General features: G+C 57.6%; 15 protein-coding genes, 2 tRNA genes and 1 pseudogene. 8 read left to right on the top strand and 10 right to left on the bottom strand.

The annotated features are described in order from the left end of the window. Positions 1-2: 2 nt before the first annotated feature. Both ENTMO_RS0114110 and ENTMO_RS0114115 read right to left on the bottom strand, forming a co-directional pair. Positions 3-3,059 (bottom strand): efflux RND transporter permease subunit, encoded by a 3,057-nt coding sequence (locus ENTMO_RS0114110; RefSeq protein WP_010432086.1) that lies wholly within the window; start codon positions 3,057-3,059, stop codon positions 3-5. Further along, on the bottom strand, positions 3,059-4,144 hold the full coding sequence (locus ENTMO_RS0114115) for an efflux RND transporter periplasmic adaptor subunit (RefSeq protein WP_029485111.1): 1,086 nt from the start codon (positions 4,142-4,144) through the stop codon (positions 3,059-3,061). Before ENTMO_RS0114115 ends, ENTMO_RS0114110 begins: the two co-directional genes overlap by 1 nt. Positions 4,145-4,541: 397 nt before the next feature. On the opposite strand from ENTMO_RS0114115, the gene ENTMO_RS0114125 reads away from it, so the two are divergent. From ENTMO_RS0114125 to ldtA, 3 genes are all read left to right on the top strand, one after another. Continuing rightward, positions 4,542-4,973, top strand: coding sequence for a universal stress protein (locus ENTMO_RS0114125; RefSeq protein ID WP_010432094.1), 432 nt, complete (start codon positions 4,542-4,544; stop codon positions 4,971-4,973). 47 nt (positions 4,974-5,020) lie between these two features. Further along, positions 5,021-7,714 (top strand): cation-transporting P-type ATPase, encoded by a 2,694-nt coding sequence (locus ENTMO_RS0114130; protein WP_010432097.1) that lies wholly within the window; start codon positions 5,021-5,023, stop codon positions 7,712-7,714. 62 nt (positions 7,715-7,776) lie between these two features. Continuing rightward, a complete protein-coding gene (ldtA, locus tag ENTMO_RS0114135) occupies positions 7,777-8,673 on the top strand; it encodes a L,D-transpeptidase (protein ID WP_010432100.1) in 897 nt (298 codons plus the stop codon). 134 nt (positions 8,674-8,807) lie between these two features. Here the strand turns inward: ldtA and ENTMO_RS0114140 are convergent. Then, positions 8,808-8,883: transfer RNA gene (locus ENTMO_RS0114140), tRNA-Asn, on the bottom strand. 319 nt (positions 8,884-9,202) lie between these two features. Between ENTMO_RS0114140 and nac the strand changes: the two genes are divergently transcribed. The 4 genes and pseudogenes from nac to ENTMO_RS0114155 all read left to right on the top strand — a co-directional run bounded on the left by nac (position 9,203) and on the right by ENTMO_RS0114155 (position 12,458). Beyond that, positions 9,203-10,120: a nitrogen assimilation transcriptional regulator NAC gene (gene nac, locus ENTMO_RS0114145; RefSeq protein WP_010432103.1), complete on the top strand. Its 918-nt coding sequence runs from the start codon at positions 9,203-9,205 to the stop codon at positions 10,118-10,120. A gap of 96 nt (positions 10,121-10,216) precedes the next feature. Continuing rightward, positions 10,217-11,167 (top strand): HTH-type transcriptional regulator Cbl, encoded by a 951-nt coding sequence (gene cbl / locus ENTMO_RS0114150; RefSeq protein ID WP_010432106.1) that lies wholly within the window; start codon positions 10,217-10,219, stop codon positions 11,165-11,167. 210 nt (positions 11,168-11,377) lie between these two features. Continuing rightward, a pseudogene (locus ENTMO_RS25945) lies at positions 11,378-11,476 on the top strand (RidA family protein); the annotation flags it as partial. A 22-nt stretch (positions 11,477-11,498) separates the two neighbouring features. Then, on the top strand, positions 11,499-12,458 hold the full coding sequence (locus tag ENTMO_RS0114155; RefSeq protein WP_010432108.1) for a quinone oxidoreductase family protein: 960 nt from the start codon (positions 11,499-11,501) through the stop codon (positions 12,456-12,458). 92 nt (positions 12,459-12,550) lie between these two features. Here ENTMO_RS0114155 and ENTMO_RS0114160 read toward each other — a convergent pair. The 6 genes from ENTMO_RS0114160 to ENTMO_RS0114185 all read right to left on the bottom strand — a co-directional run bounded on the left by ENTMO_RS0114160 (position 12,551) and on the right by ENTMO_RS0114185 (position 20,757). Continuing rightward, positions 12,551-12,626, bottom strand: a tRNA-Asn gene (locus tag ENTMO_RS0114160). A 164-nt stretch (positions 12,627-12,790) separates the two neighbouring features. Then, positions 12,791-14,980 (bottom strand): TonB-dependent siderophore receptor, encoded by a 2,190-nt coding sequence (locus ENTMO_RS0114165; protein WP_010432111.1) that lies wholly within the window; start codon positions 14,978-14,980, stop codon positions 12,791-12,793. Between the two features lie 26 nt (positions 14,981-15,006). After that, entirely contained in the window at positions 15,007-16,332 is a 1,326-nt protein-coding gene (locus tag ENTMO_RS0114170; protein WP_010432114.1) for a lysine N(6)-hydroxylase/L-ornithine N(5)-oxygenase family protein, read from the bottom strand. Next, positions 16,329-18,071: an IucA/IucC family protein gene (gene iucC, locus ENTMO_RS0114175; RefSeq protein ID WP_010432117.1), complete on the bottom strand. Its 1,743-nt coding sequence runs from the start codon at positions 18,069-18,071 to the stop codon at positions 16,329-16,331. Before iucC ends, ENTMO_RS0114170 begins: the two co-directional genes overlap by 4 nt. Continuing rightward, entirely contained in the window at positions 18,068-19,015 is a 948-nt protein-coding gene (locus tag ENTMO_RS0114180) for a GNAT family N-acetyltransferase (RefSeq protein WP_010432121.1), read from the bottom strand. The genes iucC and ENTMO_RS0114180 overlap by 4 nt, the downstream gene beginning before the upstream one ends. After that, positions 19,015-20,757 (bottom strand): IucA/IucC family protein, encoded by a 1,743-nt coding sequence (locus tag ENTMO_RS0114185; RefSeq protein WP_010432124.1) that lies wholly within the window; start codon positions 20,755-20,757, stop codon positions 19,015-19,017. The genes ENTMO_RS0114180 and ENTMO_RS0114185 overlap by 1 nt, the downstream gene beginning before the upstream one ends. Positions 20,758-20,895: 138 nt before the next feature. Between ENTMO_RS0114185 and ENTMO_RS0114190 the strand changes: the two genes are divergently transcribed. Next, a complete protein-coding gene (locus ENTMO_RS0114190; RefSeq protein WP_029485112.1) occupies positions 20,896-22,107 on the top strand; it encodes an MFS transporter in 1,212 nt (403 codons plus the stop codon). On the opposite strand, the gene mtfA is transcribed toward ENTMO_RS0114190, so the two are convergent. Then, positions 22,104-22,901 (bottom strand): DgsA anti-repressor MtfA, encoded by a 798-nt coding sequence (gene mtfA, locus ENTMO_RS0114195; RefSeq protein WP_010432129.1) that lies wholly within the window; start codon positions 22,899-22,901, stop codon positions 22,104-22,106. The genes ENTMO_RS0114190 and mtfA overlap by 4 nt on opposite strands. Positions 22,902-23,186 lie beyond the last annotated feature (285 nt).

Here is a 23,186-nt window from a genome sequence, read left to right on the forward strand (position 1 = left end):
TGTTATTTGGCTTCGTCCTTACGATGGAAACACGCATAGATCACCGGGAGTACCAGCAGCGTCAGGATTGTAGCAAACCCCAGTCCAAACATAATCACAACGGCCATGCTCTGGAAGAAAACGTCCAGCAGTAGCGGAGCCAGGCCAAGAACTGTCGTAAACGCAGTGAGCAGGATGGGGCGCAGGCGCGAGGTGGCGGCGTACACGATCGCCTCGTGCTGATCCTTTTGCGTTTTCTGCTGCTCAATCTCTTCCACCAGCACGATGCCGTTGCGGATGAGCATTCCGCTCAGGCTCAGCAGTCCAATCAGCGCCATAAAGCCAAAGGGAATGCCGGTAATTAAAAATCCCGGCGTCACGCCGATCAGCGCCAGCGGTACGGTCAGCCAGATGGCGACGGCATTTTTTACCGAGCTGAACATTAGCACCGTAATGACAAACATCACCAGATACCCGAGAGGTAGCGTAGTGAACAGCCCCTGCTGCGCTTCGCTGGAGTTTTCCGCGTCGCCTCCCCACTCAATGCTGTAGCCGTGTGGCAGGGGAAGGGCATCTACCTGCGGCTTCACGCGGGCGAGGATATCACCGGAGGTTTGCTGGCTTAGCGGGTCCGGGTCTGTCTGAACCGTCAGCACCCGCGAACGGTCGCGTCGAAGGATGAGCGGATCCTCCCACTCCAGCGAGAAGCGGCTGACGACGTTACTCAGCGGGATATACTGCTGCCGCGTCTGGCTCCACACCAGCACGTTGTTCAGGTGATTGGCGTCCAGCCGTTCGCTCTCAGGCGGGCGCACCACCACGGGCAGCAGGTCGCTGCCTTCCCGGTACAGCCCCGCCCGGCTGCCGGAGAAGTTCATCTCCAGCGCGTTGTCGACGTCCTGTTTATCTACGCCAAGCTCGCGGCCCAGGGCGGCAACGTACTGTGGGCGGATCACCTTGCTACGGTTTTGCCAGTCGTTCCTGACGCTGCCCGTGGCAGGGTCGCGGGTGAGGATGTCGTCCACCTGGCTGGCAATCAGGCGCAGCCGGTCAGGATCGGGACCTTTAATGCGTACCTCAATGGAGCTGTCGCCGGAGGGGCCAAACATCACGCGTTTGGTGCTGGCGTTGACCTGCGGATAGTTTCGCGCGATGTACTCGTCCGCGTGGCGCGTCAGGGCGGAGATGTTGCGCTGGTCGTCCATGCGCACCATGATCTGCGCATAGTTACTGTACTGCCGCTGTCCGCTGTAGGTCAGAATAAAGCGCATACTTCCCTGACCAATGGTCGAGACGGTGGTTTCCACGCCCGGCTGGCCGTTAATGGTTTTTTCGATATCGCCGGTCATTTTCTCGGTCCATTTAATATCGGTGCCGTAGGGTAGCCAGAGGTCGACAAAGAAAATCGGCGTATTAGACGACGGGAAAAAGTTTTGCCGTACGGCGCCAAAACCCCAGACAGACGCTGCCAGCAGCGCAGCCATCACAATGAGCGTCGGTGCCTTATGGTGCAGAAGCGTGTTAAGCAGGCGCTGGTAGACGCGGTAGAGTCGTTTATCGTAAGGATCTGACTCATCGGTTTTTTCGGGGGTGTTGTCGTTTTTAAACAACCACCACTTAATCAGCACCGGGGTGAGGGTGAGCGCCGAAAACCAGCTCAGCATCAGGGAAATCAGCAGCACCTGGAAGAGGGATTTACAGTATTCCCCGGTGGAATCCTGCGACAGCCCGATAGGGGCAAACGCCAGGATGGCAATCACCGTCGCCCCCAGCAGCGGCAGGGCGGAGCGGCGGATGACGTAGTTCACGGCGGCCAGCAGAGGCGAGCCCTGCTGTCGGGCAATCAACACCCCTTCGACAATCACGATGGCGTTATCCACCAGCATGCTGAGGGCGATAATCAGCGCCCCGAGCGAGATGCGCTGCAGCTCAATGCCCCACAGATACATAATCAGCAGCGTGCCGAGCACGTTGAGCGCGAGAGAAAACGCAATGATGATCCCGCTGCGTACGCCCATAAAGATCAGCAGCACGCCGATGACAATCGCCAGCGCCATCAGGAAGTTAATAATAAAACCGTTAACAGAGTGGCCCACTTCGGCTGCCTGATCGTAAAACAGGTCTATCTGTATGCCTGCCGGTTTTTCCGCCGACATCTGGTTTAGCTTCGCCTCCAGCGCGTGGCCCACGTCGATTACGTTCACGCCGGGAATAAACGAGACGCCCATGGTGACGGCTTTTTTGCCGTTGGCATGGTAGAGACTGGCGGGCGATTCGTTTAGCCCGCGCGACAACGTGGCGATATCCCGCAGACGCGTCGCCGCCCCGGTGCCGGAAGGCGTGATGATGATATCCGCCAGTTCATCAAGATTCTCGAACTCACCGGTCGGGTGCAGGCGAATGGATTCGGTGCCGGAGGTGATTTCTCCTGCGCTGGAAACGACGTTAAGTCTGCTGAGCAGGACGGAAAGCTGGTTCAGCGTAATGCCGCGCGCGGCCATTTTGGTCAGGGAGATATCGATGTTGACCTGTTGGCTAATGGCCCCGCCGATGGCAACCTTTGCGACGCCGGGGATCAGAATCAACTCCCGGCGCAGCTGCTCCGCATATCTCACCAGTTCAGGATTACTGAATTCATCTCCGGAAATGGCGAAGAAGAAGCCGAACACATCGCCAAAATCGTCATTCACAAAGGGGGTGATGACGCCGGGCGGAAACTGACGCGAGGCATCGCCCACGCGGCGGCGAAGTTCATCCCAAATCTGCGGCAGTTCGTTCGAGTGATAGCGTGAAGCGATGTTAACAGTGATTTGCGACAGACCGTTTGACGAGATGGAGCTCACGTTGTCCAGATAAGGCAGCTGCTGCAGGGCATTCTCCAGCGGAAGTGTCACCTCTTCTTCAACCTGCTGAGCGGATGCGCCGGGGTAGTGGGTGACCACCACGGCGGTTTTGATGGTAAAGGCGGGATCTTCCAGCCTGCCGATATTCAACAGGGCGAAAATCCCCCCGATGCCCAGCAGCAGAATCGTTAGCCAGACGCGAACAGGGTTATTAATAAATTGACGAGAGATATCCATTACAGTCCCCGTTCACGCGTCCAGATACGCACTGGCTGGTTAGCGTGGAGCTCCCCAACGCCTGCGGCCACCACGCGCTCGCCCGCCTTAAGCCCGCTGGTGATTACCACGCCTTCGGTACTCACTTGCCCCACGCTGACCTTGCGGTCTTCAAGATGGAGCGTGTCGCCTTCTCCCGTTACGACCCAGACGTGCGGCTCATTGCGCGGGCTGTTGTCCGGGTTAAAGACTGCCTCAACCGGTACGACGAGCGCCTGAGCACCCGCACCGGCCGGGAGGTTGGTTAAATTGATGGTCACCGTACCGCTTACGCCACCGACGGCGGGAAAATCATCGGGTCGCGGCATGGTCAGTATCACCTGCCAGGTCAGGGTATTGCTGTCGCTGCTGCCCGAATGCTCTTTGTAGACGGCGGTAAATTCCCGATCCGGAAGGGCGTTAATTCTCACCACGGGGCGATACTGCGCGTTGCGAATATCAAAGGTCTTAAACAGGTTTTCAGGGATGCTGAACACCACGTCCAGCAGATCGGTACGGGTTAACGTCGCGATGGGCTGACCGGCGGACACCACCTGATGGTTTCGCACGTGCACGCTGGCTGCCGTCCCGCTAAAGGGCGCAACGAGCGTCATCTGATTTAGTTCTTCCCGGGCAATCTGCAGCGCCGCATTCGCCGAATCGCGGTTCGCACGCTGCACGTCCATCTCGGCTTTTGAAATGGCCTGTCGTCCTGCCAGCGTCTGGAAGCGGTCGAACTGCCTCTGGGCCAGCGTCGCCGCTGTTTGTCTGTCGTTAACCCGCTGCTGGGCCTCACGGCCGTTCAGTCTGGCAAGCTGTTGCCCCTGTTTGATGGCAGCACCCTGGCGTACATCGAGCGCTTCAATTTGCCCTGCACGCTTGAAGGAAAGGTCTGTGGCATCGCCCGATTCAATGCGGGCGGGGAAAACGCGCTGCTGGGCGTGGCCGGGAACCGTCACCTCCGCCACTTTTACCATTCTGGGCAGGGGGGAGGCTTGCTTCGGTTTAGGGTCGCACGCCGTGAGCGTTAACAAAACGAACGGTAAAAGAGAGAGGTAGCGGTTCACTGTATTCCCCTAATAAATAACTGTTTTATTTATTCCATAACCTGGACAGGGGGTGACACTATTCTGCCAGAACAGTGACAACCATATAGGTAAATAAACCAATCGCCGTACTGGCGATAATGGCGAGTGCAATAAACATACCCAGGCGGATCAGGCTTAAACCATACATACATTCCTCCATGAGCCGGAAGCGGTGGCTGACTATGAGCATAGTCGGCGAAAACATAAATGTTAAATAACCATTATCAGTGGGGAAGCGCTAAACCTGATATTCCTGTGCTACGTTTAATATTATTCATCTCTTTTTACCGTAACTGGCATTAAGGGCAACCCCCTGCATTTAATGCGTTTTTTTGCTTCATTCACTCTCGTGTTGGTTATAAAAAGGATGCTCGATATGTATAAAAACATTCTCGTTCCGGTGGATGTCTACGAGACAAGCCTGGCGGATAAAGCGTTGCAGCATGCACAGTTTCTGGCGCAAAGCGCATCGGGTGACATTCATTTGCTGCACGTCATGCCCAAATTTTCAGCCGAACTGACGCGTGGTTTTATTTCAGATGCGCGCAAAATGGATGAATATATGATTAATAATTCGAAAGAAAAGCTGTCTGACCTGGTCAAAAAATTGAATCTGCCAGAAGCGCGTGTTCATCTCCATGTCCGTAGCGGGAATGTTCGTGATGAGGTTATAAAGCTGGCGGATGAACTGGCTGTCGGCGCGATTATTGTAGGCTCGCGAAATCCCAATATTCAAACCCATTTGTTAGGATCAGAGGCGGCAAGTATTGTTCGTTACGCTCATGTCCCTGTTTTCGTTATTCGTTAATTACAGAGAAGCAAGGTGATTTCTGAATAGAACCTGAGGAAGGAACGATGGAAACAGGAAAACCTGAACGTCCGTATTATCAACAAACCGTTGACGAAACCCTGTCGAATATCCACTCCACCCTGGAAGGCCTTAGCGGCACTGAGGCATCAGCCCGACTTCAGCAGCACGGTGAGAATGCGTTACCGCAAAAAAAGGGCAAACCCGCCTGGCTGCGCTTCCTGGCGCATTTTAACGACGTTTTGATTTACGTTCTGCTGGTGGCCGCGTTGCTTAAGCTCTTTATGGGCCACTGGGTAGACATGTTTGTGATCCTTGGGGTTGCCATCATTAACGCGCTGATTGGCCATATCCAGGAGAGCAATGCTGAAAAATCGTTGCAGAGTATTCGCAATATGCTCTCCAGCGAAGCCGTGGTGGTACGGCAGGGGAATCATGAAACGATCCCCACCACGGCGCTGGTCCCGGGGGATATCGTGGTGATCCGTGCCGGGGATCGTATCCCTGCGGATCTGCGCGTGATTGAAGCGCACAACCTGCGCGTGGAGGAGGCCATCCTGACCGGTGAATCCACCGTTGTTGAGAAAAACAGCGATGCGTTAAGCGGGGAACTGCCTTTAGGTGACCGGTATAATCTGCTCTACTCAGGCACCACCGTCAGCTCCGGCGGCGGTAAAGGCGTGGTGGTAGCAACCGGGGGCGAGACCGAGCTGGGTCACATCAATCAGATGATGTCCGACATTGAAAAGCACCGCACGCCGCTGATGGTGCAGATGGATAAGCTCGGTAAGACTATCTTCATCACTATCCTGGTGATGATGGTGGCGCTGTTTGTCTTTAGTCTCCTGTTCCGGGATATGCCGGTTTCTGAACTGGTGCTGTCGCTTATCAGCCTCGCCGTTGCCGCCGTGCCGGAAGGCCTGCCGGCCATCATTTCCATCATTCTTTCGCTTGGCGTACAGGCCATGGCGCGTCGCAAGGCCATCATTCGCAAGCTGCCCACGGTGGAAACGCTGGGGGCGATGACGGTCATCTGCTCGGATAAAACCGGCACCCTGACGATGAATGAAATGACAGTCAAAGCGGTGATTACCGCTGACACGACCTATCGCGTGGAGGGTGACAGCTACGAACCGGTGGGGAATATTCACCCCGTAGATGACCCAACGCCCGTCAGCGTGACGCAGGGTTCCCTGCTGGAACGCTACCTGCGCACAATTGACCTCTGTAATGACAGCCAGCTGATCAAAGACGAGCAGGGGCTGTGGAAAATCACCGGGGGACCAACCGAGGGCGCGCTGAAGGTGCTGGCGGCGAAAATTCCGCTCCCACCGCTCGATACCGAAATGCGCAGTAAAATCCCGTTTGATTCGCAGTATAAATACATGTCCACGCTGTACCGGCTGGGCGATGAAGAGGTGATTTTAATCACTGGCGCGCCAGACGTCCTGTTCCGCCTCTGCCAGTACCAGCAGACGAATGACGGACTGCAGCCGTTCGATCAGCCTTACTGGGAAGGGAAGATTGAAGAGTATGCCCGGGAAGGCTTGCGTATGGTGGCGGCGGCCTGGAAACCTGCCCACGAGGGGCAACGCGAGCTGGATCACCCGGACCTGCATGATGGCGTGATCCTGCTGGGTATTGCAGGAATGATGGATCCGCCGCGTCCGGAGGCCATTACCGCCATTGCCGACTGTCTGCAGGCCGGGATCCGCGTGAAAATGATTACCGGCGACCACCCGCAAACGGCAATGAGCATTGGGCAAATGTTGGGGATAGGTAACGCCGCAAGCGCTATCACCGGACGTGAGCTGGAGGCGATGGACGATCGTCAGCTGAGTGATGCCGCCCAGCAGTACGATATTTTCGCCCGAACCAGCCCGGAGGATAAATTCCGCCTTGTGCAGGCTCTGCAAAGTAAACAGGAAGTCGTGGGCATGACCGGGGATGGCGTAAACGATGCCCCAGCGCTCAAGCGGGCGGATGTGGGTATCGCCATGGGGATTAAGGGGACGGAAGTCACCAAGGAAGCCGCCGACATGGTGTTAACGGATGACAACTTTGCCACTATTGCCCGCGCGGTGCACGAGGGACGTCGGGTTTACGATAACCTGAAAAAGACCATTCTGTTCGTCATCCCCAGCAACATCGCGCAGGCTCTGCTGATCATCATCGCGCTGCTGGCGGGGAACCTGATCCCGCTAACGCCGGTCCTGATCCTGTGGATGAACATGGCGACGTCGGCCACGCTGTCGTTTGGCCTGGCGTTTGAAGCGGGTGAGAAAAACATCATGAACCGGCCACCGCGCAAGGCGAATCTCCATGTGATGGACGGCTATGCCATCTGGCGCGTGGTGTTTGTCGGTCTGATGATTGCCATCAGCGCCTTCGTGCTGGAAGCCTGGCTACAGCCGCGCGGCTATTCGGCGGAATTTATCCGCACCGTGCTGCTGCAAACCCTGGTCACTGCGCAGTGGTTCTACATGCTCAACTGTCGCGTGAATGACGGCTTCTCGCTGAGCAAAGGCCTGCTGGCGAACAAAGGGATTTGGATCGTGAGCGGCGTACTGCTGGCGCTACAGCTTCTTATTATTTACGCACCCTTCATGCAGATGCTGTTTGGCACCGAGGCGCTGCCGTTCCGCTACTGGGTCATCACCCTGCTGATTGGTTTTGTGATGTTCCTTATTGTCGAGGCGGAAAAAGTACTGACGCGCAGGTGGCGCAAAACCGAGGCGTGATAGCGTAAACTGAGAAAGCCTGCCTGAGCCCGGGCTTTCTCTTTTTATGAGCACAGGAAACTATGATTCGACTTATCTGGTTCGTCCTTACGCTGTGCGCCGCTGTTCCCGGTGCGTTTGCCGTAACCTATCCACTTCCGCCGGAAGGCAGTCGTCTGGTGGGAACCCCGATTATCATCACCGTTCCCGAAGGCAACACGCTGCCTTTGGAAGCCTTTGCCGCGCAGTACGGGCAGGGGCTGAGCAACCTGCTGGAAGCAAACCCGGGCGTGGATCCTTTTTTGCCTAAATCCGGCACCCGTCTGGTAATACCTCAACAGCTGATTTTGCCTGACACCGTCCGCGAGGGGATCATCATAAATGCGGCGGAAATGCGCCTCTACTACTATCCGCCTGGCGGCAACACCGTAGAAGTGCTGCCCATCGGCATTGGTCAGGCCGGACGCGAAACGCCGCGTAACTGGGTGACGGCCGTTGAGCGTAAGCAGGAGGGGCCAACCTGGTCTCCGACGCCGAATACGCGCCGCGCCTATGCGGCAGAGGGGAAAACCCTGCCGGCGTTCGTGCCCGCCGGGCCGGATAACCCGATGGGGCTGTATGCGATTTATATCGGCAGGCTCTATGCCATTCACGGCACAAACTCGAATTTCGGCATCGGGCTGCGGGTGAGCCAGGGCTGCATTCGTCTGCGTAATAACGACATCAAATACCTTTTCGATAATGTTCCCGTAGGAACCCGCGTGCAGCTTATCGACAGGCCCGTTAAAACCACCACCGAGCCGGACGGCAGCCGCTGGGTTGAGGTTCATGAGTCATTATCACGTAACCGCGCGGAATTTGAGTCAACACGGAAAGTGCCTCTGCCCATTTCAGGCGCACAGCGGACGCAGCTGATAAACGAGGGGGCGGGAGCAGAACTGGAACGGCGGTCGGGGATGCCGGTGAAGCTCAGCGATTAAGTTCGTTTCGCCCGGTGGCGCTGCGCTTACCGGGCCTACAGTCCCGTAGGTCGGGTAAGGCGAAGCCGCCACCCGACAATTTTACCCGCCGCAGAAAAGCAAAAAGCCTGCTTTAAAAGCAGGCTTTCCAAATTTGGCTCCTCTGACTGGACTCGAACCAGTGACATACGGATTAACAGTCCGCCGTTCTACCGACTGAACTACAGAGGAATCGTGTGAACGGGGCGCATATTATCGACCTGCGTTCGCCTTGTCAAAGGATGGATCAACACCTTTTGATCGTTTGCTGACAAAATCAGCAAAGTGACGCTTTTGCCAACGTAATGCACCGTCATGGTGCAAACATACCTCTAATGGGGCAGATCATAAACTGCTGTTTCAGTCATTAAACCCCCATCCATGATTAGCTTTCCTTATTTTCAGCCGCTTAGCAACAAATCAGACCTCTTCGCAAAACTGGCATTCATATTGCAAAACCAGTTCAACAACGACAGCCGGTTCCGGCACAGTTTTTTGAACAGGGGGCAAAATGAACTTAAGACGACTGAAATACTTCGTAAAAATCGTCGATATCGGCAGCCTGACTCAAGCGGCAGAAGTGCTGCATATCGCGCAGCCTGCGCTGAGCCAGCAGGTGGCTACGCTGGAAGGCGAGATGGACCAGCAATTACTGATCCGCACCAAGCGCGGCGTAACGCCAACAGAAGCAGGCAAAATTTTGTATACCCATGCCCGCACTATTCTGCGTCAGTGTGAACAGGCGCAGCTGGCGGTGAACAATGTCGGCCAGACCCTGAGCGGGCACGTTTCCATTGGTTTAGCGCCAGGCACCGCGGCATCGTCTATCACCATGCCACTGCTGCAGGCCGTTCGCGCTGAGCTGCCTGAAGTGCTGGTCTACCTGCACGAAAACAGCGGTTCCGTTCTGAATGACAAACTGCTCAACGGCCAGCTGGATATGGCCGTCCTTTACGATCGCTCTCCCGTCGCCGGGATCACCAGCCAGCCGTTGCTGAAAGAAGATCTTTATCTGGTCGGCACCCGCGACTGCCCGGGTCAGAGCGTTGATTTAACCGCCGTGGCCGAGATGAATCTCTTCCTGCCGCGCGATTACAGCGCGGTGCGCGTGCGCGTGGATGAAGCGTTCTCCTTGCGCCGCCTGACGGCCAAAATTATTGGCGAAATTGATTCTATTTCCACGCTGACCGCAGCAATTGCCAGCGGAATGGGAGTAACGGTCCTGCCGGAGTCCGCCGCCCGCTCGCTGTGCAGTGCGGCAAACGGCTGGATGGCGCGCATCACCACGCCTTCAATGAGCCTGCCGCTGTCGCTGAATATGTCCGCACGCGGATCGCTGTCGCCGCAGGCGCAGGCGGTAAAAGAGATTTTGATGTCGCTGGTCAGCAAGCCGTCGCTTGAGAACCGTGAACTCCAGCTCGTGAGTTGATATTCCATAAAAGCATAAGATGCTGGTTTTTATTATTTGTTCTGCAGCTCAGCTGACTCTAACAATAGAGCTATGTCAGATGCGCCGGAGTGAATTGTGAATTTCCAGCAACTTAAAATTATCCGTGAGGCGGCCAGGCGGGACTACAACCTGACCGAAGTCGCTAACATGCTTTATACATCCCAGTCTGGTGTCAGCCGCCATATTCGCGAGCTGGAAGAGGAACTGGGGATAGAGATTTTTATCCGTCGCGGCAAGCGTCTGCTTGGGATGACGGAGCCGGGCAAGGCATTGCTGACCATCGCTGAGCGGATCCTCAACGAGGCCAGCAACGTGCGTCGTCTGGCGGATCTCTTCACCAATGACGCCTCGGGCGTGCTCACCATCGCCACTACCCACACGCAGGCGCGCTACAGCCTGCCGCCGGTGATTAAAGCCTTCCGCGAACTTTTCCCGGATGTCCGTCTGGAGCTTATTCAGGGCACGCCGCAGGAAATTGAAGTGCTGCTGCAAAACGGCGGGGCAGATATTGGCATCGCCAGCGAGCGTCTGAGCAACGACCCGCTGCTGGTGGCCTTCCCGTGGTTCCGCTGGTACCACAGTTTATTACTCCCGGTCGATCATCCCCTGAATCAGGTCTCTCCCCTGACGCTGGAAGACATTGCGAAATGGCCGCTGATCACTTACCGCCAGGGCATTACCGGACGCTCGCGCATTGATGAAGCCTTCAACCGCAAAGGGCTCACGCCGGACGTGGTGCTGAGCGCGCAGGACTCCGATGTGATCAAAACTTACGTCGAGCTGGGTCTGGGTATAGGCCTGGTGGCGGAACAGTCCAGCGGGGAACGCGAAGACGGGAACCTCGTGCGTCTTGATACGCGTCACCTGTTTGACGCCAATACCGTCTGGCTTGGGCTGAAGCGCGGACAGCTGCAGCGCAACTATGTCTGGCGCTTTATCGAGCTGTGCAACGCCGGACTGTCGGTGGACGAGATTAAACGTCAGGTAATGGAGCCGGAAGAAGTGGCGATTGATTACCAGATCTAGCTGCTGGCTTGCCCGGTAGCGCTGCGTTGGCCGGGCTCGTCGCTCAGTTGAAAGGATAGTTTTTAGAGAGGGAATAGCACGATGGGAAGAACCCTTGAGCAGCTTATAAAGAATGATGGACAACGTCGCTTGTTTATCCGCCCGATCTGGCACCTGTAAAGTGTCTTTGTGTTCACCGGACAGATTTCGCCCCATTACAAAGGTACAATCATGACAACACGCGAAGCCGTTTTCCCCTTCGGACGGCAGGCGCTCTATGATCGTAATCGGTACTCACCTGCCATCAAATCTAACGGCTTCCTACGGGTCTTGATATGACAGAGGAAAATTAATGAAAGCAGCGGTTTATGACGTGGAAGGCGCTCCCGACGTCCTGCAATACATTGATGTCCCGGATCCGGTCGCAGGGCCTGATGACGTCCTGATTTCTGTCGAGGCAATCTCGATTGAAGGGGGAGATCTGATCAACCGGCGTTCAACTCCGCCGCCTCTTCCTTCGTGGATCGTCGGCTACGCGGCCGCGGGCACAGTGGTTGCCGTCGGTTCGAAAGTCCGTCATCGCAGGGTTGGAGACAGAGTGACTGCGTTTAGCATGCAGGGATCGCATGCGGAACGTTGGGCTGTGCCTGCGGAACGAACCTGGCTTATACCGGATGGGGTGGATGCAGCAGACGCGGCGGTGGTACCGATTTCTTTTGGAACCGCGCATCATTGCCTTTTCACACGAGGCATGCTTCGGCACGGAGAAACGGTCCTGATTCAGGCAGCAGCAGGGGGCGTGGGGCTCGCGGCCGTTCAGCTTGCCTCACAAGCAGGCGCGACGGTTATCGCCGTGGCAAGCGGAACGCAGCGAAGAAGTCGGTTGCTTGAATTGGGTGCCGATTATGTCGTGGATCGTGTAGAGGACAACATCGTTGACAGTGTCCGAGAGTACACCCGTGGCGCCGGTGTTGACCTCGTCATCGATCCGGTAGGGACGACGTTGCCTGTTTCGCTTTCTGCACTCGCTCCGCAAGGACGTCTCGTCTTCGTCGGTAATGCGGGCGGTGGCAGTCTGACTGTCGACTTGTGGCCGCCAATGCAGTCTAACCAGACACTCATGGGGGTATTCATGGGGCCCCTTTTTGAAAGGCCCGGCGTTCGGGCAAGTGTGGACGACATCTTGCAGGCTGTGGCAGAAGGGCGCATCAGGGTTGTCATTGACCGCATCTTCCCCCTGGCTAACGCCGCGGCGGCCCATGAATACGCTGAGACAGCGAAACCGCTTGGCCGCATCGTTATGAAGCCGTGAGAGGGGGCCCTCAACCTGGCCCCAACACTCTACCGATGCGGAGGAGAACATCAAAAGCAAAAAGCCTGCTTCAAAAGCAGGCTTTTCAAATTTGGCTCCTCTGACTGGACTCGAACCAGTGACATACGGATTAACAGTCCGCCGTTCTACCGACTGAACTACAGAGGAATCGTGTGAACGGGGCGAATATTATCGACCTGCGTTCACCTTGTCAAAGGGGGAAAGTAAACTTTTCGTTCGTTTGCCGACAATTTCAGCAAATCGCTGATTTTATAGCAAATTCGCGTTGAAATTACACAGCAATATGCGCCGCCCGCAGGCGGCGCGCAGGATCAGAACAGTACGGAGTAGTTCAGACCAAAGGTACGTCCTCGGCCTTTATAGGTATACAGGCCCGGTGCGCCGTAGGTTGGGCTATACAGCCCCGGCGCGCGCTGGCCCCAGGCGGTGGTGTAGTCTTTGTCCAGCAGGTTTTCCACGCTGAAGCTGACCTTGCCCACCGGCAGGGCGTAGCTGCCCAGGAAATCAATGGTGTTATAGCCATCAATCTTCTTACCGTCGGCGTCAGATACGTCAAAGGTCTGCGTGCTCTGCACGCGCAGCGCCCAGTCGCCCGGAGCCCAGTTAACCCATGCGCTGGCCTTCGACGGGCTGGCGCTGTCGACCGTCAGCTTCTCCCATTTTCCGTTTTCACGCGTCTCAGACTTAATGGCGTTAAAGTTCGCGCCGGTACTCCAGTCGCTGTCGGTGAAGAAGTAGTCTACCTGGCCTTCGACCCCGTAAATACGACGTTTATCGTCTTCGAGGTTGATGGTCATGTCACTCTTGTTGATGGTGATGGTTTTATCCGAGAGCGAATAGTATGCCGCGACCTGCGTGCGCAGATTGTCGCCGGTGAAACGCCAGCCCAGCTCGTAAGCATTAACCTTGATCCCATCCAGAGTCGAGTCGTTCACGTTCACGCTGTTTAGCAGGCGATAGTGGCCGTCGACGAGCTGGTAGGTGCCAGAGCCATAGTATTTCGCCAGGTCCGGAATTTCGAAGCCTTGCGAGAAGTTAAACCACAGCTGCTGCTGTTCGGTCAGGCGGCCGAGTATCCCGGCGTTAAACAGGAAGTTGTTGTAATCCGTTTTCCCACCCGGCACCGCGTCGGCGGAGGTGGCTTTCCCGTTAGCGATGGCCTGCTGCTGGGCGTAACCAACAAAGTCATCCACCTTGTTTTCAGTGTACTGGTAGCGCACGCCGCCGCTCAGGGTGATGGCATCAATGTCATAGCTGGCCTGCAGGAACGGGGCAAGGTTGGTAATGCTGTAACCCGGATAACGGCCCACGTTATAGGCATTTTCCAGATCCATACCGCCGCTTGCCGCCGCTTTACTCAGATCGAAGAACTGCTGGTTGGCATCGAAGGTTTCATGGTCGGCATCGACACCCCAGGTGAGGGTCAAATCATCCACCGGCTTGCTGTTCAGCGTCAGCTTGCCGCCGTAAAAGTCGGTTTTCTGCTGGGATGCGCCAATGCTGGTTACCGCGCCTTTACTCAGCGTCGGGAACGGGTAGTAGGTCAGGCTCTCATCGCGATAGTAAATCTGCGCGACCAGGTCCTGGCCCCAGAAATCGGTATTCGAGTACTGCAGGTTAATCAGGTGGCGCTCGGTACCGGGGATACGATCGGAGTTGAGGTTGTCTTTGTTGTAGGCTTTTGCATCGCCCGTCACCGCCGAGAAGTTTTCGCCGAGGAACAGACCATGCTTCCCGTCGGACTCGCTCTTGTAGTACTGCGTGGTGAGCTGCAGCTGCTGATGATCGTCAATGTTGATGGTACCCGTGCCCATCACGTCAATACGGTCGGAATACTGCAGGCCGGTCTGGGTGTTATCGATAATCACCTCGTCGCCGTTGCCGTCATACCAGCCGCCGTAGCGCTGATACGACACCGACAGACGACCGGAGGCCTTATCGTTGCCGCCGCTGACGGCTGCCGACACGTTCTCATCGTGATCGTTGTGGCTGTTAAACCCGCTCTTTGTCCCGGTCTGGAACTCCACTTCGGTATCCGGCTGGCCCTTTTTGGTGACGATGTTCACCAGGCCGCCGGTGCTGCCGCCGCCATAGAGCGAGGTGGCACCGGAGATCACTTCGATACGATCGATATTGAACGGATCGATAGAGTCGAGCTGGCGGCTGTCGCTGCGTGACGAGTTCAGACGCACGCCGTCCACCATCACCATCATCGAACGACCGCGCAGGTTCATGCCGTAGTTGGTGCGCCCCTGGCTGCTGACGTCCATGCCTGGGATCAGCTGGGCCAGCACTTCTTTAATCTCTTTTCCGCCCTGAACCTGCTGCTCAATTTCAGCCCGTTCAATGACCCAGGTGGTCTGCGCCATTTCAGCCACGCTGCGGTGTGCGCGGCTGGCAGAGACCACGATATCTTCTTCCTTTTGTTCTTCCGCCCACGCAGAGGTAGAAAGCATTGCAAGCAAGCAAGGATTTAAAACCCAAAGATGAGAACGTTTCATTGTTATGTTGATCCTGAATGTGTGTGTCAGTACTCGGTCGTTTTTGCTAAAGATTTAAAAACCTGGCTACTTTCCGGGCTGGCGGTGCTTCGCCAGTGGATAACGCCAGGGGTGGTAGCCAGTTCAAACGGCTCGTCATCGTGCGCGCGATTCAGAATTCGCGCCGCGCGCCAGGCCATCAGGCTGAGCTGGGGTTCGGCAATGCCGAGACGGTGCATCCCGGCGTTTACGGCAAACAGGCGGTTGCTCTGCGGGCCGTCCCATTCAAGGGTGAAATCGTTGTTAATGCAGAAGGCCTCATCCGTATCCCGATGGAGGCGGTGAGACAGCGGCGCGAGGAACGCAGGCTGCACGGCGCGGTAGCCGGTGGCGAAAATCACCACGTCGCTCTCCAGCTGTTCCTGACCGCCATCAAGATGATGCTGAATGCTCAGGCGGTGTCCATTTTCCTGGCGCGTGAGGGCTGTCACCGAGCGGGATGGCAGGAGGTGAGCCCAGGGTTTTTCACGCAGCACTTCAAAGCGGTGGTACATGGCGCGGTAAATCGCCAGCAGCGATTCCGTGGTAATACCGTCAGAGGTCATCTTCTGCTCGTGCAGCATCTGGCGACGCGCCTCTTCACCGAGCGTGGAGAAGCTGTCCACGTATTCTGGCGTGAAGTATTCGTTGGCAAAGGCAGCTTCATCCAGCGCGTTGTAGTTGTTGCGGCGCGATACCCAGTTCAGGCTCCGCGGCCGGCCCCATTCACCGCGGAAGATGTTCAGGAACAGGTCGGCACCGCTCTGACCACCGCCGATCACGGTGACGCGCTTGCCCGCGAGATCCGGCGTGCGCAGCATCATCTCGCTGGCGTGGACGCAGGTATCGTCCTGCATCGTGACGCAGTCAGGCAGGTTGATCTGTTTGCCAATCCCCACGCAGACGTGGCGCGCCAGGAAGCGGTCCCGCTGTGTCATCACCTCAAACAGGCCGCTTGTCTCATCAAAGCTCACCTGCTGCACCTGCTGGCTGAATGACAGGTTGGTGAGGTTTTCCGCCGCCCAGCACAGGTAGTCCGCAAACTCCTCGCGGGAGACGGTGCGCTGCTCGGTGGTCAGAAAGCGGTAGAACTTTTTACGCTGCACCAGGTAGTTCAGGAAGCTGTGGCGGTTGGTGGGCTCCACGGCGCTGACCAGATCCTTCAGAAAGCTGGTCTGCATGTGGCAGTCCGGCACCATCATCCCCGGGTGCCAGGAGAAGTGCGGTTTACGCTCAAGGAACAGCGAGCTAAAACCGTCCAGCCCTTCCGCCAGAGCGGCGATGCTGAGGTTAAACGGGCCAATACCAATGCCGATGAAATCATAGGTTTTCATTGCGCTGACTCCCGGGAGGCGAGAAAAAGAGGGTTATCAAGATCGGTAACGTAGTTCGGCAGCATGCGGCTGCCGCCGTCGTGTTCGGAGAAGGTCAGTTTGACCGGGTTGAGGATCACGCGAATAATCTGCGGCTTAAACAGGTCGAACGTCGCGAAGCGCTCCGCAAGCTCCGGATGCGCGGCCATATAGCGAAGTAACACCTGTGCCAGAATCTGGTAGAAACGGGTTTCGCTGACGCCGCATTGCAGGGTGAGGCGCGAGATAAAGCGCAGCACCGTCACAAAGTTGCCGGTTTGCAGGTCGTGAATAATGTAATCCGCGCTCAGGCGCGCCGTGACGGCCTTCACCTGCTCCGGCAGGCTCTGCGCCTGCGGGAAATCCTCATCCACCAGGCGCATATCGCCCTGGAAATCTTTCAGCAGGATGCGCTGCGGGACGTAGTCCTTCATCACCAGCGTCACGTTCTGGCCGTGGGCGATCAGCGCCACGCCGTAGCGGCAGAGCAGGTGGTAGAACGGGATCACCGTTGCTTCAAACAGCTTTTCCAGCCACGCGTCGGCGCTTAACCCCGAACGGTTAATCCACGCGTCAATCAACGGGCGCCCTGCGTTGTCGGTTTCCATCAGCGCCGCCATCAGCACCGCCTGTTCACTGTCCTCTAAATAACAGGACGGGTTTTCGCGCCAGATCACCCCCAGCATCTCCTGATAGCGGTAGGGCGCTTTCGGCAACGCGGCATAGCCCGGATGCGACAGATATCCGGCGGCGGGTTCACCAAGCACCTGCGCGCCTGAGCGGGCAAGCGTGGCGTCGGTGGCAAACTGCTGCTGCAGCCAGCGCGAGGCCAGCGGCCCGGCGGCAATGTATTTGCCCGGAATGCCGCGATAGCAGGAGGTGTTGTAGATAGTCAGTGGCAGCTTGATGTCATACGGCGCGCGGCGGCTGGCGTTGGTGAGCGTGCGCAGGGACTGCTGCGCCAGATACTCATCGCCAAACTCGCCCAGCTCAACCATTTCACCGCGCGCCAGCTGCGCCAGGAAATGAATGGCGATCTTCTGCTGCCACTGCCACGGGTGCAGCGGCACCGGCAGCCAGCTATCGTTCAGACCTAGCGCCTGCCAGCGGGCGTCAAAGCGGGCGCGCTCGCCGTTGTCCATGGCGCTGGCCAGCAGAGCGCTGATATCGCAATCGGCGTCGCTGCTCCAGACCAGATGCTCCCGCTGAACGGCAACCCAGTGCAGACGAAAACGTCCGCGATACTCAGGCGCGTACTGACGCAGCGCGTCCAGCCCCCAGCCGCGGCGACCTTTGTTGAAAATAAACTTCGGGTGACCGCTCATCAGACACTGTAATTCGTCCGGGTCGAGGTGGATCAGCGCGTCCGCGTCAAGCGCTTCACGCGCCTGAAGCAGCTGCATATCGCCGCGCAGCGTGGCGTAGAGATCTTCCATGTGCTCTGCCGTTTGCGCGTCGCTCATCTCCAGCACTGTTGCGAGTTGCAGGAGTGCGCTTTCCGCTTCGACGGCTTCGCCGCTGGCGGTGGTCAGGCTGGCAGGATCGATGTGCAGCCAGCCCCAGATCCCGCGCGCGGCGCGAAACTGCCAGGACTCTCTGCCCATGGTGATGCGCCAGACTCCCGACGAAACCTGCTCAGCGCGCAGGGTGCCTTCGTATTCCAGCTCGGCGAGGATCTTCGCCACCATTTCGCGGTTCACTTTCTGCCAGAGCGCGTTCACAGGCCCACCTCGCTGAAGAAGCGGTGACGCTGGCTCATGATGAGGCGCGAGCGCTTGTGCGGGAAGTCGAACTCTTTCATCGTGTCAAAACCGGCGGATGCCAGATGGCGGAACAGGCGCTGATTGTCGAAGCGCGGCTCGGCGACAATGCGCGCGGTGCGCGGCTCATCGAGATATAAATAGTGGCTCAGGCCGCGCAGCCAACTGCGGATGTACTGCGCGCCGCGCCAGTTTTCTTCACCCACCAGCATGTGCAGCCCGCGGTCAAACGGCTGCCAGCGATAGTGACGGCCAATGCGGTCTTCCGCCGCCCAGTAGAGTTCAAAATAGCCGAACGGCTGGTCGTCAAAGCAGCCGATAACCGGGTAGCAGTAGGTCGAGTCAAGCTGGCGACGCAGGTAGCTTTCCTGCTCGGCCTGCTGGCCCGCCATCTCCCAGAAGGCGTTCACGCGCGGGTTGTTCATCCATTGGGTAAAACGCTCGCCGTCCAGCGTCACGTCGGCCACGCGGAAGCTCAGGGTGCGCTTAATTTGCGGATCGTAACGGCGGTACACTTCGCCCTGCGGGCGGCGAGGACGCAGCGGGAAGTACAGCTGACGGCTCTCATCAAACTGCATCCCGCCGCTGGACTGCGGCTGTTCGCCTTTTAGCCACAGCGGCAGCTGCCAAAAGGTTTCACGCGCCAGATAATCCCCGCTTGCCAGACGAAACAGCGCCTGCGCCTGCGGTTCATCCTGCCAGGTTGCCCAGGGCAGGGTGATACCGGCCAGCGTGGGTGCGGCAACAAACAGCTGATCCAGCGCCTCAGCCAGCCAGCCATCCGGGATCACATTCTGACGCTCCAGCACCGCGCTGCCGTCAAGACCCAGCGTCAGCGGCAGGTTTTTTTCCGTGCCTGTGCAGCGAAAGCCGTAGCCGGAATGGACGATATTCGCAATGGCCATCACGCCTTCTCCTTGTAAAACGGGTTGCTAAAGTCGAAATAGATCACCGCCGGATCGACGATGGTGTTTTCATTGCGATCGTGCAGGTAGCAGAAGAAGTTGCCTTTGCAGTTCCAGGTCGGGCTGTCGAGCACGTAGTCGAGGCAGCGGGTCTGCGCTGCCGTCTTGCGCAGTTCGGCCAGCGCGTCTCGCACCCGGGACATCAGGCTCTCCTCGCTGTCAAAACCGGCGGCGGCGAGGGCGGCGGTGACGGCAAGGGTAGAGTTCAGCAGCAGGTAGTAAGGGAAGTAGCGCAGCAGCTGGCTGTCGCCGAAGCGGTTTTCCACCTCCGTTTCACCCGCCTCTTTCAGCCACGCATCGGCCCCTTCGGTCCATGCACTGCCCTGGCAGTCGCGGTAGATAAGCCCGACGGGGAAATCCTGCTGCATTTCAACGAGGATATTCTGCTGGTGTGCCAGCAGGACAAGGCCGTAGTCCGCCTCGGCGCTGAACAGCGGGAGTAACACGCGGTCGCAATAGGCGTCGAGCCAGCAGCGGGTGGCCCGGTCGAGCGGTAATTCCAGACGCTGGCTCAGACGGCGCACCGCCGCGGCCAGCAGGCTATCACCGCCGTCCGGCGCGGCCTGGGTCAGGCTCACCAGCACGTTGGTCTGGGTGTCTGGCGTATCGAACAGCAGATTGACGCGCAGGGCCATCAGGCTCTCTTCCTGAACGATGCCATTTTCGTCACGCAGCCCCGCCCAGCCGTCTTCCTGCATCACGCGCATGGTCGGGTAGCGTGCCTGCAAGTCTTGCCAGCGTTCCGTTTTCGCCAGGCGCGCCAGGCGCATCCCGCGCTTAACTTCTTTCACCGACAGCGTGCGCACGGAGTTGGTCAGGCGCACGCTGAGCGAGAACTTAATCATGTCGCTGTTGGTTTCGCTGTACAGCGAGCGTGACGAGCTGGTGGGCAGCCACTGCGCGCCCGCTTCGCCCAGGTCCTGCAATGAACCTTTTTCCGCCAGACGCTGGCACCACGCCTGCTCCAGCAGATAGTCGGCCTGCCACGGATGCATCGGCAGCAGCCAGCGGGTGTCGGTGAAGTGGCCGAGCAGCTCAGGTGCGCTCTGTGCCGCGAAGCGCAGCAGACGTTCGCGCAGGGAGACGTTCAGGCTATCGCCGGCAATAAGCGTGCTCTCAACGGCAAACCAGCGCAGCGCGAAGCGGGAGGCGAAATCAGGCAGATAGCGCCGCGCCTCGGTTTCGCTGAACGGCTCATGGGATTTTGGCGCAGGGTGAAACGCGTGGCCGACCAGCAGCGCCTGTTCCGCCTCGGCAAACGTCAGCGGTTTATCGCGCAAGGTTGCCCAGCTGTGGCGCAGATCGATCGCCTGCCAGGTATGCGCATGGCTTTCAAGGACGCGCTGTTTAAAGCGTGCCAGCGTTTCGCTATCCAGTGAACCTTTTACGGAGGATTTTTCAAGAATTAAATCAACCAATTGCGTAAAGGTGACGGCGTCACCGCTATCGCTGTCGGCGTGGATCAGCGTTGCCGGAAAATGATACTGGTGATGCTGGGTAGGCGAAAAATAGCGTACGGGAACCCGAATAGCCTGGGTCTGGGAAAGCGGGATATGAATCTGCGATAACTCATCCGCAGCGGTAGCGGGATGATAGCGCCAGTCCTTCGTTTCGCGCAGCAGCGCGTTCAAAAAACACTGGGCCGCAACGTCTGTACCGGCGGAGCGGAGCAGAGCACGCATAAAAGTACCTCATTCCATGACTGATAATAATTCTCGTTATGATATTCATTCTGTTTACAGTCGCAACTATTTTTGCAATATTTGTTTTCATAAACTTCATAATTTCCACATATTTATTGACACTATCTTCACAAATCTATGCACCCAACCTCTGAAACTTTGATGGACAACGTCACCCCGAAAGCGAACTGGCCCCTGGCGCTGTGCGCAGGTTTATTAGGTATCGGGCAAAATGGTTTGCTGGTCATGCTGCCGCAGTTGGTCAGCCTGACCGGACTCTCACTCTCCGTCTGGGCGGGGCTACTGATGTTTGGCTCAATGCTCTTTTTACCCGCCTCTCCCTGGTGGGGACGGCAGAGCGAGCGGCACGGCTGCAAGGTGGTCATGATCGCCTCCCTCGGTGGCTATCTGGCCAGTTTCCTGGTGATGGCGCTGGTGGTCTGGGCGATGAGTAACGGCGTGTTGAATGCTTTGTGGGGGCTGGCGGGGCTTGTTCTCTCGCGCACGCTGTACGGCCTGACGGTCTCCGGGCTGGTGCCCGCCGCGCAGACGTGGGCCATTCAGCGCGCGGGTCTGGAGAAGAGAATGGCGGCGCTGGCGACCATTAGCTCGGGTCTCAGCTGCGGACGTCTGCTGGGGCCGCCGCTGGCGGCGCTGATGCTTAGCGTTAACCCGGTGGCGCCGCTCTGGCTAATGGCAGTAGCGCCCTTCAGCGCGCTGCTGCTGGTGCTGCGCGAAGCCGCCGATCCGCCGCTGCCGCCGGTGGCGCACCAGTCGACGCGGCTGAAGGTATCGATGCTGCCGTTCCTGGGGCTGGCACTGCTGCTGGCGGCGCTGGTGAGCCTGATGCAGCTTGGCCTGTCACCGCATCTGCATCCGTTGCTACAGGGCGACCCGGTGCAAATCAGCCATCATGTTGCGATGCTGCTGAGCCTGGCCGCACTGGCCACGCTCGCCGCCCAGTTTTTGGTGGTTCGCCCGCAGCATTTCAGCCCGATGACGCTGCTCTGCATCGCGGCGGTGTTAATGGTGGCAGGACTTGGGCTGATGTCTGTCGCGGGTTTAACGCTATTCTACGTGGGGATTGTTATCACTTCACTCGGGGCGGCGATGGCCACACCGGGCTATCAACTGCTGCTGAACGACAGGCTGACGACAGGGAAAGGGGCGGGAGTTATCGCCACCAGCCATACGTTAGGTTACGGGGTGAGTGCGATGCTGGTGCCTGTCGTCACCCGTTTTTATGGTGAGTCGTTTTTAATTGCTGCCGCATGGGGAATGGCGCTACTGTTTTTGCTGGTGAGCATAGGGGTACGCTGCTCCGCGCGTCCCCCTGCTGAAAAAGCTTAATGAACCTGGTGGGATGAATGACCGGCAGGGTCTTCGTTTTGCCGCAGACGTTGCAACGGATCTTGCTGGTAAAACTGGCAAAAACGCTGCCACAGCGCCGGGAAGCGCGGGGCAAAGAGTTCCGGTGCGCTAAAGAAATACTCTGACAGCACCGCAAAACACTCGGCAGGATCGGTTGCGGCATAGGCGTCAATACTGGCCGCGCTTTCTCCCACCAGGTCTATTTCATCCTGGATATTCTCCATCGCCGCATGCAGGTCGTGCTCCCATCCGGCAACTTCACGAAGCGGGATGAGCGGCACACCGCTGGCGCGATCGCCGTTGCGGGTATCCAGCTTGTGCGCAACTTCATGAATAATCAGGTTGAAGCCTGAGGCATCAAACGAGTCCTGAATATCCAGCCAGTTAAGGATGATCGGCCCTTGCTGCCAGCTCTGACCGGACTGCACCACGCGCTGGTTGTGCACCAGCCCGATGTCATCTTCCCACTCGTCATCGACGATAAAGGGGGCCGGGTAGATCAGCACTTCGTGGAAGCCATCCAGCCACTCAATGCCGAGCTCCAGCACCGGCAGACAGAAAAGCAGGGCGATACGGGTATTTTTCAGCGGATCCAGCTCGAACCCCTGCAACGGAACCAGGCGTTTTTGCTGCAAAAAACGATCCGCCATCTGAACCAGTTTCGATTGTTCATCCGGCTTAAGATTAGCCAGAACAGGGATCGCCAGCGCGTCATCCCACGGCAGCGCCATATCCCGGCCAGCCTCCTTCGTTTTCCAGGGCCACTTAATCATCGCTTTGCTCGCAAACTCGTCACTTGAACAAAATGGGAAGTTGATGTGCTGTTAACATGCCAAAGAACCCGGCATGAAGGCAACAATAAAACTGAGCAGGGGAATTTTTGCCGCAGGTGCAAAGCCTCTCTCCGGTGCTATTCAAGCACTTATGCCGTTTTGTTTCAGTGACAAAACTCCCATAGACACGATCGAGTGACGCACAGCCCTGTCCTTTTGGCATTCCCAGCGATAAAAATTTCAGAAAATACGCCGTCCGCCGAAATAACCCTAAAGCAGATGAGT

Origin of the sequence: Enterobacter mori LMG 25706 (assembly GCF_000211415.1) — a bacterium.
GTDB lineage: Bacteria > Pseudomonadota > Gammaproteobacteria > Enterobacterales > Enterobacteriaceae > Enterobacter > Enterobacter mori.

Bases quoted from the DNA above. Each gene is read 5' to 3' on its own strand.
- ENTMO_RS0114155 (WP_010432108.1), top strand. From the start codon at position 11,499: ATGAAAGCAGCGGTTTATGACGTGGAAGGCGCTCCCGACGTCCTGCAA.
- ENTMO_RS0114165 (WP_010432111.1), bottom strand. From the start codon at position 14,980: ATGAAACGTTCTCATCTTTGGGTTTTAAATCCTTGCTTGCTTGCAATG.
- ENTMO_RS0114170 (WP_010432114.1), bottom strand. From the start codon at position 16,332: ATGAAAACCTATGATTTCATCGGCATTGGTATTGGCCCGTTTAACCTC.
- nac (WP_010432103.1), top strand. From the start codon at position 9,203: ATGAACTTAAGACGACTGAAATACTTCGTAAAAATCGTCGATATCGGC.
- ENTMO_RS0114125 (WP_010432094.1), top strand. From the start codon at position 4,542: ATGTATAAAAACATTCTCGTTCCGGTGGATGTCTACGAGACAAGCCTG.
- ENTMO_RS0114110 (WP_010432086.1), bottom strand. From the start codon at position 3,059: ATGGATATCTCTCGTCAATTTATTAATAACCCTGTTCGCGTCTGGCTA.
- ENTMO_RS0114130 (WP_010432097.1), top strand. From the start codon at position 5,021: ATGGAAACAGGAAAACCTGAACGTCCGTATTATCAACAAACCGTTGAC.
- ENTMO_RS0114180 (WP_010432121.1), bottom strand. From the start codon at position 19,015: ATGGCCATTGCGAATATCGTCCATTCCGGCTACGGCTTTCGCTGCACA.
- mtfA (WP_010432129.1), bottom strand. From the start codon at position 22,901: ATGATTAAGTGGCCCTGGAAAACGAAGGAGGCTGGCCGGGATATGGCG.
- ldtA (WP_010432100.1), top strand. From the start codon at position 7,777: ATGATTCGACTTATCTGGTTCGTCCTTACGCTGTGCGCCGCTGTTCCC.
- ENTMO_RS0114190 (WP_029485112.1), top strand. From the start codon at position 20,896: ATGCACCCAACCTCTGAAACTTTGATGGACAACGTCACCCCGAAAGCG.
- ENTMO_RS0114185 (WP_010432124.1), bottom strand. From the start codon at position 20,757: ATGCGTGCTCTGCTCCGCTCCGCCGGTACAGACGTTGCGGCCCAGTGT.